The following is a 13,644-nucleotide window of genomic DNA, read 5'->3' as shown; positions in this document are numbered from 1 at the left end:
CGCCCCCCTTACACTTCATCCGTCAAGTGAACATAGCCTGGACGGTTCCATTTACGCTGTACTTCAACACCATTTTGCGGATAGCGTTTTTTGTTTCTTGGGTTGTTGCCAGGAAGCTTCACTTCACCTTCACGGCTGATGATTTCCATTCGTACCTTCGTCTGTTTATAAGCTGGTGTATGTGTACGATGATCGACAGCGGGACCAGTTAAAAAGTTGATTGCAGTCTCGTTATTCACGGAGTTCATCGGAAGATACAGCTCATTGTTTTTCACACGATCTGTAACGAGTGCGTTTAACTTCACTGCTCCAAACGGCGAGATCAACCGAACGACTGATCCATCGATCACACCGCGTTCTTCTGCAAGACTAGGCGATACTTCAACAAAAACATCAGGCACTTTATGCTGAATGCCTTTCGATTTATTTGTCAGATTGCCTTCATGAAAATGTTCGAGCATGCGCCCGTTGTTGATATGAAGGTCGAACTCTTCAGGAAACTCAGCTGGATGCATCCAGTCTGATAATGCGAAACGCGCTTTTTTATCAGGAAAATTAAAACCTTCTGTGTATAGGAGTGGTGTACTCTTACCGCTGAAGTCACCCCAAAGGAAGCTGCCCCAGCCTTCTAGCACATCATAATTTGCTTCTCCAAAAAGAGGAGCAAGTCCCGCCATCTCTTCAAAGATTTCACTCGGATGACTGTAGTTCCAATCAGCACCCATTCGAATGGCGATCGCTTGGATGATTTCCCAGTCAGGACGAGATCCTCCTGTTGTAGGTAAGGCTTGATACAAACGCTGCACACGGCGTTCGGTATTCGTGAATGTTCCTTCTTTTTCAAGAGAAGGAGCTGCAGGCAGAACCACATCTGCGTATTGTGCGGTTTTTGTTAAGAAAATATCTTGGACAACAAAGAATTCAAGCTGACTGAGCATCTCATGAACATGGTTGGAGTTTGAATCAACGAGCGCCATATCTTCACCGACTAAATACATCGATTTAATCTCGCCCGTTCCGATGCCTTCGACCATCTGGATGTTGTCTTTACCAGGTTTGCTATCAATCGTTACGCCGTATGCTTTTTCAAATTTCGCTCGAGCGAGATCATCTGTAATATGCTGATACCCTGGAAGCCAAGCAGGTAAGGTACCCATATCGCAAGCCCCTTGAACGTTGTTGTGACCACGAAGCGGGTAGGCACCAGCACCTGGACGACGATAGTTGCCGGTTGCTAACAGCAAGTTAGAGATCGCAGCAGAAGTATCACTTCCACCCGTGTTTTGCGTTACACCCATTCCCCAAAGTACGCATGTGCCGTCAGCGTCACGAATCATTTTCGCCACATCAATGATTGTTTCTTGTGAAAGACCCGTAATTTCTTCTGCATATTCAAGCGTATATTTTTCAAGTACTTCTATAAACTCGTCTAAGTAATGAACATTCTCTTCGATAAATTTCTGATCGTGCCAGCCTTGATCGATCATGTACTTCGTCACGGCCATAAGCCAAACTTGGTCTGTGCCTTGCTTAGGACTCATGAAAATATCTGAGCGTTCCGCGAGTTCATGTTTACGAAGATCCGCTACGATTAATTTTTGTCCATGCAGTTTATGGGCACGCTTTACACGTGTGGCAAGAACGGGATGTCCTTCTGTCGGATTCGCACCAACGACGATGACAAGACCAGCTTGCGCGATATCCTGAATCGTTCCTGCGTCACCACCCATACCGACCGTACGGAACAATCCGTCGGTTGCAGGAGACTGACAATAGCGAGAGCAGTTGTCAACATTGTTCGTGCCGATAATCTGACGCGCGAACTTTTGCATCAAGTAGTTCTCTTCATTCGTAATTTTAGATGACGAAACAAAGCCAAGTGCGTTGCTGCCGTGTTTTTCTTTTATCGCGCTCATCTTATCAGCAATCAGTGTAAGTGCTTCGTCCCAAGTGGATTCTACAAAAACACCGTCTTTACGAATAAGTGGTGTAGTGAGGCGTTCTTCGCTGTTTACGAAATCCCAGCCGAACTTTCCTTTGACACATGTGGAGATCGCGTTCACAGGACCTTCACTTGGTTCAACTTTTAAAATCTTTCTGCCTTTCGTCCATACTTCGAACGAACAGCCGACTCCGCAGAACGTGCAAACCGTTTTCGTCTTTTTCGTACGTGTTTCACGCATAGCGGCTTCCACTTCAGAAATCGCGAAAATGCCACTATATCCAGGCTCAACTTCTTTTACAAGTTCGACCATTGGCTCAAGTAAATCTTCTTTCAATCCTGTCATGAAACCCGCTTCGCCAAGCATTGATTTTTCCATAAGAGCGTTACACGGACAGACGGTCACACATTGTCCGCAACTGACGCATGAGGAATCATCGATACTTGATCCAGCATCCCATATTACGCGGGGGCGTTCTCGTTCCCAGTCTATGGATAGTGTTTCGTTTACCTGTAAGTTTTGACACACTTCTACACACTGACCGCACGTGATACATTGATTGGCATCATAACGGTAAAACGGGTGAGACATATCAAGATCCACCATTTCTTCTTTTGGCGAATATGGAACCGATTGATGCTCAATCTCCATCAGTTCAGCGGTGTTATGCAGCTTACAGTTGCCGTTATTGTTATCACAAACCGTACAATAGAGAAGGTGGTTCTCAAGTAAACGATCCATCGCCTCATTCTGTGCATCCTTTGCTCTTGTAGAAGAGCGCTCGATCGCCATACCGTCGAGTGCCATCGTTGAGCACGAACGCATCAGCTTGCCATCTACCTCCACGATACATGTATCACACGTTTCAATCGGATCAACTTGTGGGGTGTAACAAATCTGAGGGTGAGTTAGTTCGTTTTTATTTATTATATCGAGAATGGATGTGCCAGAAGGAGCTTCATATTTGTTGCCGTCGATTGTAATTTGAATCATCTTATCCATTAAGAATCTTCCTTTCGTTTAATACTTCTAGTCATCGTAAACGTATGATTGTACAAAAAAATCCACCACGAAAGCACAAATTCTATAGACGTACAGAAAATGTGAATTCATGGTGGAATAGTGTAATAGCAGGTCATACCATTAGGCCAATCCAGCATGCGATCTCTTTTATTGTTACTAAAAGATAAATCATTATGTAATTTACAAGATGGAAGAAAAAACTGTGTAAACGATTTTCTCTACCAACTTTTCTCCTTTATTATAGCGTTTACACCATCAATAAACAACAAGACTTGTATTCTAGCTTTTCATTTTTATCACGTGCGAAAAGTAAGTACATCATGTATGATTAGTAAAAAATGGAGAAATAGTGGTGATGTCCGAATGACGAAGAAAGTGCATGACTTTAATGATATTATTCGTAAACTCCGTAAGAACTTATTAGGAAAAGGACCTGAGAAAATTCATACGGTCTTTGTGGAAAACATGGCGATCTCAACTATGTACGGAAATTTAACACCAACTGAAAAATTCATTGCTCGAACGGCTGAAGGCAAAGAGATGGTGCATGCTGCAAGGACTCGTCTGATTCAGGACGTTTACGCAACAGCTCCACCAGATGGATTAGAAGATGTGACCGGTGCAAAATTCGTTCATCTGTTCTCAGATTTCAAAGTGGATGAAGATATGGCAGTGTCTGTCTTTGTTTTTGATAAACCGATCGCGTAGCGAAGGGGGTGATTGTCTTATGAAACCAATTGTGACTAAGCGCAGTATTCTGCAGATTAAGAACGGACATGCAGTGAACATAGAAGACACTATCGTAACTGAGCTTCCTGTAACAATTAAAATCAATGGAGAAGAATTTGTTACGATGGTATGCAGCCCTGAGTACATTGAGGATATGGTCGTAGGTTATCTCGCCTCTGAAGGAATCATCCGAAACTATAAAGATATTAAAGACCTATGGATGCAGGAAGACGGTAGCTTTGTGCATGTGACAACTGATCGTTTGAACCCGGTCTATCAAAATTTGCAGAATAAAAGATACATAACTTCATGCTGCGGCATGAGCAGGCAAGGCTTTGTATTTGCGAATGATGCTCGTACGGCGAAATCTATGAATGAAGTCAGGGTGAAAGTTACGCCTGAGGACTGCTTCCGTTTGATGCGAGAGATGCAGAAGGGAGCAGGCGTTTTTCAAGAAACAGGTGGTGTGCATAACGCCGCACTTTGTGATGTGAACGGAATCGTGCTGAGCCGAATGGACATTGGACGTCACAATGCCCTTGATAAAATCTATGGATATTGCTTGAAGAATGATATTTTCATAGGAAATAAGATTCTCGTATTTAGTGGTCGAATTTCTTCTGAGATTTTATTAAAAGTAGCGAAGATCGGCTGTGAGATCGTCCTCTCAAAGTCAGCCCCAACAGAATTTGCTCTGCAATCAGCGGAAGAACTAGGAATTACGACGGTTGGTTTTGTAAGAGGAGATTCTATGAATGTGTATACACGTCCTGAGAGGATTGTTGTACAAATATAAGTAAGAGCAGTTTCGCTGATTAAAGCGAAACTGCTTTCTTGTTTTACCAACCGCGTTCTACCCATTCGTTTTGAACGATTGTTAATCGGTTCTTCTTTCCGCGCCGGTCACTTCCATATACATCATCTACATACCATCCTCTACCGTTTACAGAAGCATCGGTTTCATAGAGGAAGCGTACAAACTTTGTTCCTTCAGGGAGCTTTACCTTTTCGCGATCCCATGTTTCTTCTTTTCCAGTATATGTGTTCGGTAGTGTTGTCCACGTTTCATTGTCACTTGAAACTTGAACGGAACCTCTGTCACTTCCATCTTCAATACTGAACCAATGGTTAAAATGAAGAGTATCCTGATTTTTACCGACTTCAAAAGTTAATCCTTTTTTCAGGTTATCGCCATATCCGGCAAACCAAGCTTTATCTCTGTGATGAAGCGGCACTGAGATCGCATCAGCTGTTAGTTGTGCGACTTTGCGTCGTATCGGATTCATAGAGACCGTCGCTCGAGAAGGGTGGACGCGATTCGTTAAGGTAAGTACAATCGTTTTATTCTTAGGTGAAACAACCATTGAGGTTCCGGTATATCCAGTGTGTCCGAGTGTTTCTTCATTGCTGAGAGCATCCATGTACCACCCTTGATTCAACTCCCAGCCTAGTCCGTGTGAGTTTGATGGAAACTGTGGTAGCTGGTTTTCTGTTAATAAGCTAACCGTTTCTGGCTTGAGAATCTGCGTTTTACCATACTTACCATTCTGTAATATCATATGGCCGAAAATTGCGAGATCTTTAGCGGTGGAAAAGACGCCGGCATGTCCTGCAACGCCATCTAAACTCCACGCGTTCTCGTCATGCACACTTCCCCAGACCATGCCGCGGCCGATTGCTGGCTGATATTCAGTAGCAGCGATTCGGTCACGAAGATCTGCCGAAGGGTTGTACATCGTATCTTTCATTCCGAGCGGCTCGGTGATGTTCTTTTTTACATAGTCGTCGAGACGTTGTCCTGACAGTCTTTCAACTAAAACACCTAGAGTGATTAAATTTAGGTCACTGTATGTATACGTTGTTCCAGGCTCATTCTTTAAGCCATATTTTAAAGCGATCTGCAGTCGTTCCTCGCGATTTGCTCCCATACTATATAGAGGAATCCATGCAGTAAACCCTGAAGTATGCGTCATGATCTGCCGGATGGTTACGCTCTCTTTTCCGTTTTCATTGAACTCTGGAATGTATTTTCCGACAGGGTCATCTAGATTGAATTTTCCTTGTTCATACAGCTTCATTGCAGCCGTTGTGGTGAAGAGTTTGGAGATCGAGGCAATATCAAAAATAGTGTCTTTTTTCATCTCAACAGGATGATCCATTTCTGTGAACTGATCGTCTATGTAGCGAGCGGAATAGCCATATGCATCATGCTTTGCGATACTTCCACTTCTGGCGATGAGAACGACAGCGCCTGGCATGGTTCGTTTCTCAATCTCACTTTCAATAAACGGACCGATTTGCTCTAGTGGTTCTCGTTTTAATGCAGCACTTTCTGGTGTTCCCGGATGTAGAACAGGTGATGATTTAGAGGGCTGGTTCCAGTCACCGTGGTGCGTTCGATTATGATGTTGGGTGGAGGAGCCCTCTGCAAAAATGGCAGGAGTAAAACTGGATAACAACATGGCTGTACTTAGCATGGTACAAACTAAAACACGTTTTCCTCTCATAAGTCATTCTCCTTATTCTGAATATTCTTACACTTACTTACAGTAGCAATCTGGAGAAAAGGTGTCTATCACTCGGAAGTCCCACAGCATTTTGTACTAGTTAAATTGTATAGAAATTGTAGGGGGTCTGACCCGGGTCAGACCCCCTACAATTTAAAGGAACTTTTCATCTTTTCTCGAATAGTTACAGTGGAGAAAGAAGAGAGGAGACCAAAATCGTGCTGTTACAACTAACACCTGCTTTTATCACGTTTTTGTTAACCGTAATATTTGCGCCTCTGTTAATCATGACTTTAAAAAAACTTAAACTCACACAGCCCATTCGAGTAGAACTTCCACAAGATCATCAGGAAAAGAAGGGAACACCCTTAATGTTAGGAAGTGTGTTTTTTGTAGGGATTTTCGTCGCGCTTTATTTCACGACAAGTCCAGTCATGCTCTTTTTAGTGGCAACGTTTATACTGTTTAGTTTTATTGGTTTTCTAGATGATTTTTGGAAAGCTTCAAAACAAGATCCTGGCGGGGTATCGGGAAAAACGAAGCTAAAATTTCAGTTCGCATTCACCATTCTTCTCTTATATGTCGGCATCGATCTTTTTAACATTGATACAAGCATACGGGTAACAGAATCTTTTAATATTGTTTTTCCTTACATCATTTACCTCATCCTGATCACACTGTTTATTGTCGGGACGGCCAATGCTATTAATTTTACCGATGGAATGGACGGGCTTCTAGGCATGGTTGCGATTCCTACATACTTCTTTTTCTTTGTGATCACTGAGTATACGGAAGTGAAAGTCTTTTGCTTAGTGATGATCGCTACAATTCTAGGTTTCTTAATCTATAATTTGTATCCCGCAAAAGCGTTCATGGGTGATACGGGATCACTCGCCATTGGAGGAACCTTATCGTTTCTTGCCATCATCGAAAACGTAGAGATCTTAATTCCAATCCTTTTCATTATCTATCTCGCAGAACAGCTTTCTGTCATCATACAAGTTGCTTATTTTAAACGAACAAAAAAGAAACTTTTCCGTTTCACCCCAATTCATTACCATTACGGTATCAAGTATGGTTGGTCAGAAAATATAATCGTAACCGTGTTTGCGATGGTTTCGTGGGCGGCGTGTGGCATTTGTTTGGTGTATTACGAGTTATTTATGTAAAAAGAGTGGCACGAATCGTGTGTCACTCTCTTTTTTTTTGTTGTTATCTGTTTCTGAAAAGAATTACAGACTTTTATGTAGTCTTAGAAAAGACACGGCTTCCTCTAAATATGGTGTTGCTCCATATATTCACGTTAACTAAATATTAGCAACTCAGTAACTAAAAAAGCCCACCGAAGTGAGCCTTCCTAGCACGTATTTCTACCAGATTTCCTCAGCCCATTCTGGGTGGTCGATGAATGGGTTGCGGTTATGCTGATAATCTTCGTAGATGATGTTGTTTCGGTTGCGCTCCCAGTTATCAACCGGATCCTCTAAGTGCCATTGCAGCAACACAGACATCTTACCGTGATAAGGAGCCGTACCATTATTAACGTTGTTGTTCAATTCTAGTTGTGGTTCACCGCTGTCCCCTTCATAACGAACAGCCATGTAAAACAACATGCGGGCAACGTCGCCTTTTACTGCATCACGTGGTTCCCATGAGTCGCTGTCGTAATAGTTGCCAAGTGCCTCAGAATGCTGCGAGCCGCCATTATCAAAATCAAGGTTTCCTCGAGAACTGTTTACACTTACATCAGTTGGACGCAAGTGATGGATATCCGTACCCGGACCCATCGCTGTTCCAAAGTCTCCATGTGATTTTGCCCAAACGTGCTCACGGTTCCAATCGTTTACATTCCCACCGTTAGTGGTTTTGCTCTGCGAACGGCCGGTGTATAGAAGGATGACATTGTTGCTGTTGTTTGGATCTTGATCGGTTACTTTAAGAGCGTTCCATACGGCATCATAAGAGAGTTCAGTATGATCGTCGATAATATTGTGAAGAGCCGTCTTTAATGCTGCGCCAGTTTTTCCTTGAGCAGGATCATAATACGATTCATCAAAAGTTGGTGGGTCAGTGGGATCTGTAGGCGGATCTGTAGGTGTTGTGCCAGATGCTTTCTCCATAGCTGTTGGATCTTTTAGGCCAGCATGCGAGAAGTAAGCCGCCAGACTGCCTGTTACTTTAATGGATTGACCTTTTAAAGTAGGGTTTGTTTTTAGACCAAACTGTGATCGGTAAGATGTTGGAATCTGAACATAAACCATATTAGCTGTGTTTGTTTCAGTGGGACTGTCTGCTAAAGCAAGTGCATAATCATTTGGATAATTGCTTGTTACTACGGTTGTTGTTGCGGTAGGTTGTCCTACTACATAACCTTGAACAGTCTTTGCAGAATTGTTCTGATTCGAGATACTTTGAGAAACTGAATAAGGACTGGACCACGATCCATCTCCAGCCGCTTGAAGAGCGGGAATAAATGCTAACGTGCTGACCACTAACGCAATTACTACTGAGAAAAGCGAAAGAAACTTTTTGTTTTCATGCCTTTTCATCATCAACGCCTCCACCCATTTAATTTTTACACCTTGCACTTTGTATTTCTAGTTGTTTCACATATTTCAAAATGTTGGTGAAACAGGTTTTATTCTACAATACTTTTATTAATTTCATTTTACAGATTTGTAAAACGAGAAAACTAGTTACAAAGGGAGGAACTAAAGAGGCTTTGAAAAACAGTTATAAGGACCTAATAAATGAAAAGAAGTTAATTACTTCTTACTTTCTTACTGCGTAGAACCGAGATGAAACCGTCTAATATCTCATGACTGACTGTAAATCCTTTACGTTGATAAAAGGATAATGCGTCATCGTTCCCATTGGAAACGTAGATAAAGTAATCATCCACTTCATCAAAAGAAGAAAGCCAGTCCATAGACATGTTAAATAGTTTAGAACCCACTCCATATTTTCTGTACTCATTCTTCATATAAAACTGGGAAAGGCAACCGACGGCTTCTCTCTGAACGGAATTCATATCAAAAAAGGTGGCAAAATCGTTGCGGTACACCTCTTTCGGAGAAATGTTTGCATAAACGTAACCAACAGGTTCATTTTTATCTTTAACAACGACGATATAGTTATGCATCGCTTTATGTACGGACGGAATTAAGCGCGTTTCAAAGTTCATGGAGTCAAAGAATTCAGGGCTTATGTCGGCTTTTGATTTTTGATACTTCATGAGCTCGTTACAGAGTTCTCGGCAAACCTCGATCTCATGATCAGGAATAATCTCGTATTTTAATTCCATTTTATTCACTCCCATACGTTGTTCTTTACGCTATAATTTTATTACATAGAAAATGGAAAACAAGTATGCAGTAATTTCTTACTAAGTCAGTAAAAACTGATTAAAGGAGCCTGAACATGAGTGAGGAAGGATATAAGAGAAAAGAAGATTGCCCGTTAACATTTGCTCTGACACTAATCGGGAGTAAATGGAGACTTCCAATCATCTGGGCATTGTGGAAAAATAAGACGATACGATATAACGAACTGAAGCGTCAGGTGGATGGAATCACAAACATGGTTTTATCTCAGTCTTTAAAAGAGATGGAAAAACATGGACTGGTGGTCCGAACGCAATTCATGGAGATGCCACCTAGAGTGGAGTATTCATTAACGGAGGCAGGAGAAGCTTTAATTCCATCGTTAAAATCCTTGGCAGAATGGGGAAAAGAGATGCAGGTAAAGGTGACAGATCTTGTCTGAGTGCCCGTTATGTAAGGGAGATAATGTCTGTGCAATTTCAAACGAAAAGAACCCAGAAACGTGTTGGTGTATGAACGTTCAGATTCCAGCTCAACTTCTTGAATGTGCTGCTTCAAATCGTGAAACGTGTATTTGCCAAACGTGTGTGGAGGAATGGAATAAAAAGGGTGCTGAATATTAAAGAATCAGCACCTAGATTTGTTTTCGATTAAAAATCTTTATAGGAATCTCTTAATTGAATCATTTTGGAAAGAAGATCATCTCCAATCTCATTTTTAAACGCTCGGTACACGGGCTCCCATCGATTCGCCCACTCTCTTTTTTCTTCTTTTGTCAGGTAATGAATATCGATTGAAGAGTTTCTCTCGATCAATGCCAGCTGTTCATCGTTCATCGCGAAAGATTGAGTCTGGTTCCAGCGAGAAGCTTCATCCAAAGCTTCAGTTATGATTCTCTGCTGCTTCTTCGTAAGATTGCTCCAAAACTCATCATTCATGATCACGGCATACCCTAAAAATCCATGATTGCTTATCGTAAGGTGACTTTGTACATCAAAGAATTTTTTAGAATAGATGTTAGATATCGTGTTCTCCTCACCGTTCAATTCTCCAGATTCCAATAATCGGTACGTATCGTTAAAATCCAATCCAACTGCTTTAGCCCCAACTTGATCAAATTGATTCTCAAGCACTGAACTAGGCATGATTCGCAGGTTTTGCCCTTTTAAATCATCGGGGTGAACGACAGAACCGTCGTTTGTGGTAATCTGTTTAAATCCATTGATCCATAACGTAAGACCTTTCATATCTTTCTCTTCTAGTGACTGAAGCAACGTGCTACCGATGTCTCCGTTTAACGCTTCTATTATACTTTCAGAAGTAGGCATAGCATAAGGAAGATCAAGAACCTGCCATTTTGGTGAAAATGAGCTTAGCTTTGTTGTAGCTGGTGCAATCATATGCACATCACCACGCTGCAGAGCTTCAAGCTCTTCTTGATCGGAGTAGAGTCCACCGTTTGGAATCACTTCAATTTTTATCTGACCATTTGATTTCTCGTTTACCCGATTTGCAAAACGTTGAGCCGCTAGCCCCTTGGGAGTATTCTCTGCCACGACGTGACTAAACTTGATGACAACTTGGTCCTGTATGCCTTTTTGATCATCATCAAAGGGAAGTGTTCCTTCTGCCATTTTTGTATGAAAACCAATCCAGATTGATACGGCTAAACCCGCTATCAGTATCAGTGCGATCCCAATGAAAGATTTCATCCATGAATTACCCCAAATCCGTTACTTTTTTAAATAGTCTAACATATTGAAATTGAAATGATACAATAGGGACAATGAAAAGGAGGATGCTAGTAAATGATGATAAAACGATTACCCATTCGAACAAAAATAATGATCCTTACGTTGGGAATCGTGCTCTATGCTATCCTTATCGGCGGTGTCGTCATTATTGGTAAAATCCTCGATATTCAGGAGGAAGAGCTGGGTAAGCGTGCAATGATTACTTCACGCACTGTAGCGCAGCTTCCTGAAGTGAAGAAATACATTCAGATAAATAAGGGCTGGAATGAGATAGAACCAGTCGTTGAAAAGATACGAGTCATTAATGAAGCAGATTATGTCGTAGTCATGGACATGGATCATATCCGATATTCTCATCCTGTTAAAGATATGATTGGTACAGTATCTAAAGGGAGTGATGAAGGTGCAGCCTTTGCTGACCATACGTTTATCTCGAAAGCAAATGGAGAGATGGGTACAGCTGTAAGGGCATTTGTTCCCATCAAAAATGATGAGTTAGAGCAGATCGGGGTTGTAGTGGTTGGTCATGTGATTCCAGGATACTATGAAGTGTTTCACGATCTGACGGATGAGATGACTCTCATCCTACTCTTAGTTCTCTCGTTTGGTGTGATCGGCTCCTATCTGTTAGCTCGTCATCTTAAACAGCAAATGTTCTATTTGGAACCGCACGAGATCGTCCGAATGTTCGAAGAAAGAACAGCAACGTTCCACTCCATGCATGAAGGTGTAATCGCCATTGACAACCAGGAGCACATCACGATCTTTAATGAAAAAGCAAAAAGTATATTCTCTGTGAGTGGAGACGTTGTTGGAAAGCAGATACGTGAAGTAATACCAGATACGCGTCTGCCAGAAATTATAGAACTAAGTCGTCCTGTTTATAATCAAGAGATTCGTGTAAGTGGAAAAGTGATTATGAGTAACCGAGTGCCGATACAAGTCAATAACAAGATCGTTGGAGCTGTTGCTATTTTCCAGGATAGAACAGAAGTTGCAAAGATGGCGGAAGAACTGACAGGGGTTAAGGCATTTGTAGAGGCACTACGAGTTCAGAACCACGAGCACATGAACAAGCTTCATACGATTGCAGGGCTCCTTCAGTTAGGCAATATGAAAAAAGCGATGCAGTATGTATTTCAAATATCAGAAGAAAAAGGTTCACTCACGCGGTTTCTAAATCAAAGGATCAAGAACGAGAGTCTAGCAGGTTTGTTGTTAAGCAAAGTCGGACGCGGAAAAGAACTCGGAATAAAAGTGGTCATTGATAATGAGAGCTCACTTAAAACGTTTCCCGATCAACTCGATCAGCATGATTTTGTAACGATTATTGGTAATCTAATAGAGAATGCGTATGACGCTCTAAAAGGAATTCATGATGCTAGGATTGATGTTTCTATCGCCCAGGATTCAGAGGCTTGTGCAATTTTGGTCGAAGACAACGGTTGCGGGATGACTCAGGAAGTTCAGAACCACATGTTTGAAAGAGGATATACGACAAAAGGAAATAGCGGGTCTGGAATCGGGTTGTACCTGATTCGTCAGATTATAGAAAAAGGTAACGGAGACATAGAAGTAACATCAGAAGAAAAGCAGGGAACTAGCATTGTAATTGTTTTTCCGATGAATGATAGAGGTGAAGAGGATGAGTGAGATAAAGGTTCTGTTGATTGAAGACGATCCGATGGTCTTAGAGATAAACAAAGCGTTTATTGAAAAAGTAAAGCGATTTAAGGTAATTGAAACAGCATCAAATGGAACTGAAGGGCTGAAGTTGATAAAAAAGCTTAAGCCAGATCTCGTCGTACTCGATATCTACATGCCAGAGCAGGATGGGATTGAAACACTGCAACAGATTCGAACGGAAAAAATCCAGGTAGACGTTATCATTATTACGGCTGCCAACGATTTAGAGACTATCCGTTCTATGATGCAGAACGGCGCGTTTGATTATATAATCAAACCGTTTACTTTTGAGCGTATTGAAAAAGCATTGAACAAATATAGAACGTATCACTCTACCTTGTCACCATCCGGAACAGCTACACAAAAAGATTTGGATAACCTCTTCTTCTCTGAAATACGCAATGTTCCAGCTACAATGGAGCTTCCTAAAGGGTTGAACGAACTGACGCTTAAACAGATCGCAAGCTTTATAAAAGCGCAGAAAGAGGCGAAGTCGGCAGAAGAGGTAGCAGAAGGAATAGGCATCGCACGAGTAACAGCTCGAAGGTATCTTGATTATTTAGTAAAGAGCGGCACGATTCAAATGGACATCCAGTACGGTACAGTCGGTCGACCTGTCAATCGATATCTTCTTAAAAAATAAATGAAGACCAAAAAGACCAAAATGTCCAATAAGTTC

Annotated in this window: 12 protein-coding genes; 7 read left to right on the top strand and 5 right to left on the bottom strand. The window is 41.7% G+C overall.

The window, feature by feature from the left end; all coding sequences use genetic code 11:
• Window positions 1–8: 8 nt before the first annotated feature.
• Window positions 9–2,945: a formate dehydrogenase subunit alpha gene (fdhF, locus tag H9648_RS05935; protein WP_404825653.1), complete on the bottom strand. Its 2,937-nt coding sequence runs from the start codon at window positions 2,943–2,945 to the stop codon at window positions 9–11.
• Between the two features lie 384 nt (window positions 2,946–3,329).
• Here fdhF and H9648_RS05930 point away from each other — a divergent pair, with 384 nt between their 5' ends.
• Together H9648_RS05930 and fdhD are read left to right on the top strand one after the other, a co-directional pair.
• Window positions 3,330–3,674, top strand: a complete 345-nt coding sequence (locus tag H9648_RS05930) for a Na-translocating system protein MpsC family protein (RefSeq protein WP_137790251.1) — start codon at window positions 3,330–3,332, stop codon at window positions 3,672–3,674.
• Between the two features lie 19 nt (window positions 3,675–3,693).
• On the top strand, window positions 3,694–4,491 hold the full coding sequence (gene fdhD / locus H9648_RS05925) for a formate dehydrogenase accessory sulfurtransferase FdhD (protein WP_191752969.1): 798 nt from the start codon (window positions 3,694–3,696) through the stop codon (window positions 4,489–4,491).
• 43 nt (window positions 4,492–4,534) lie between these two features.
• Here fdhD and H9648_RS05920 read toward each other — a convergent pair whose 3' ends face one another.
• A complete protein-coding gene (locus tag H9648_RS05920; protein WP_225218755.1) occupies window positions 4,535–6,202 on the bottom strand; it encodes a serine hydrolase domain-containing protein in 1,668 nt (555 codons plus the stop codon).
• Window positions 6,203–6,420: 218 nt separating this feature from the next.
• Between H9648_RS05920 and mraY the strand changes: the two genes are divergently transcribed.
• Window positions 6,421–7,371, top strand: coding sequence for a phospho-N-acetylmuramoyl-pentapeptide-transferase (gene mraY, locus H9648_RS05915; RefSeq protein WP_191752968.1), 951 nt, complete (start codon window positions 6,421–6,423; stop codon window positions 7,369–7,371).
• Window positions 7,372–7,572: 201 nt separating this feature from the next.
• Here the strand turns inward: mraY and H9648_RS05910 are convergent, their stop codons facing one another.
• The gene (locus H9648_RS05910; RefSeq protein WP_191753237.1) at window positions 7,573–8,751 is read right to left on the bottom strand and encodes an endonuclease; all 1,179 of its coding nucleotides are present in this window, start codon (window positions 8,749–8,751) and stop codon (window positions 7,573–7,575) included.
• A gap of 212 nt (window positions 8,752–8,963) precedes the next feature.
• Complete coding sequence (locus tag H9648_RS05905) at window positions 8,964–9,506, bottom strand: GNAT family N-acetyltransferase (protein ID WP_191752967.1); 543 nt, start codon at window positions 9,504–9,506, stop codon at window positions 8,964–8,966.
• 116 nt (window positions 9,507–9,622) lie between these two features.
• On the opposite strand from H9648_RS05905, the gene H9648_RS05900 reads away from it, so the two are divergent.
• A complete protein-coding gene (locus tag H9648_RS05900) occupies window positions 9,623–9,967 on the top strand; it encodes a winged helix-turn-helix transcriptional regulator (RefSeq protein WP_191752966.1) in 345 nt (114 codons plus the stop codon).
• Window positions 9,960–10,148, top strand: a complete 189-nt coding sequence (locus H9648_RS21070; RefSeq protein WP_191752965.1) for a cysteine-rich CWC family protein — start codon at window positions 9,960–9,962, stop codon at window positions 10,146–10,148. The genes H9648_RS05900 and H9648_RS21070 overlap by 8 nt, the downstream gene beginning before the upstream one ends.
• 27 nt (window positions 10,149–10,175) lie before the next feature.
• Here H9648_RS21070 and H9648_RS05890 read toward each other — a convergent pair whose 3' ends face one another.
• Entirely contained in the window at window positions 10,176–11,237 is a 1,062-nt protein-coding gene (locus H9648_RS05890; protein WP_191752964.1) for a DctP family TRAP transporter solute-binding subunit, read from the bottom strand.
• A gap of 96 nt (window positions 11,238–11,333) precedes the next feature.
• Here H9648_RS05890 and H9648_RS05885 point away from each other — a divergent pair, with 96 nt between their 5' ends.
• Together H9648_RS05885 and H9648_RS05880 are read left to right on the top strand one after the other, a co-directional pair.
• Window positions 11,334–12,932 (top strand): ATP-binding protein, encoded by a 1,599-nt coding sequence (locus H9648_RS05885; protein ID WP_191752963.1) that lies wholly within the window; start codon window positions 11,334–11,336, stop codon window positions 12,930–12,932.
• Complete coding sequence (locus H9648_RS05880; RefSeq protein WP_191752962.1) at window positions 12,925–13,608, top strand: response regulator; 684 nt, start codon at window positions 12,925–12,927, stop codon at window positions 13,606–13,608. Before H9648_RS05885 ends, H9648_RS05880 begins: the two co-directional genes overlap by 8 nt.
• Window positions 13,609–13,644: the final 36 nt, after the last annotated feature.

This window comes from Fictibacillus norfolkensis, assembly GCF_014836645.1.
Taxonomy (GTDB): domain Bacteria; phylum Bacillota; class Bacilli; order Bacillales; family Fictibacillaceae; genus Fictibacillus; species Fictibacillus norfolkensis.
This window is presented reverse-complemented; position numbering and strand designations above follow the sequence as displayed.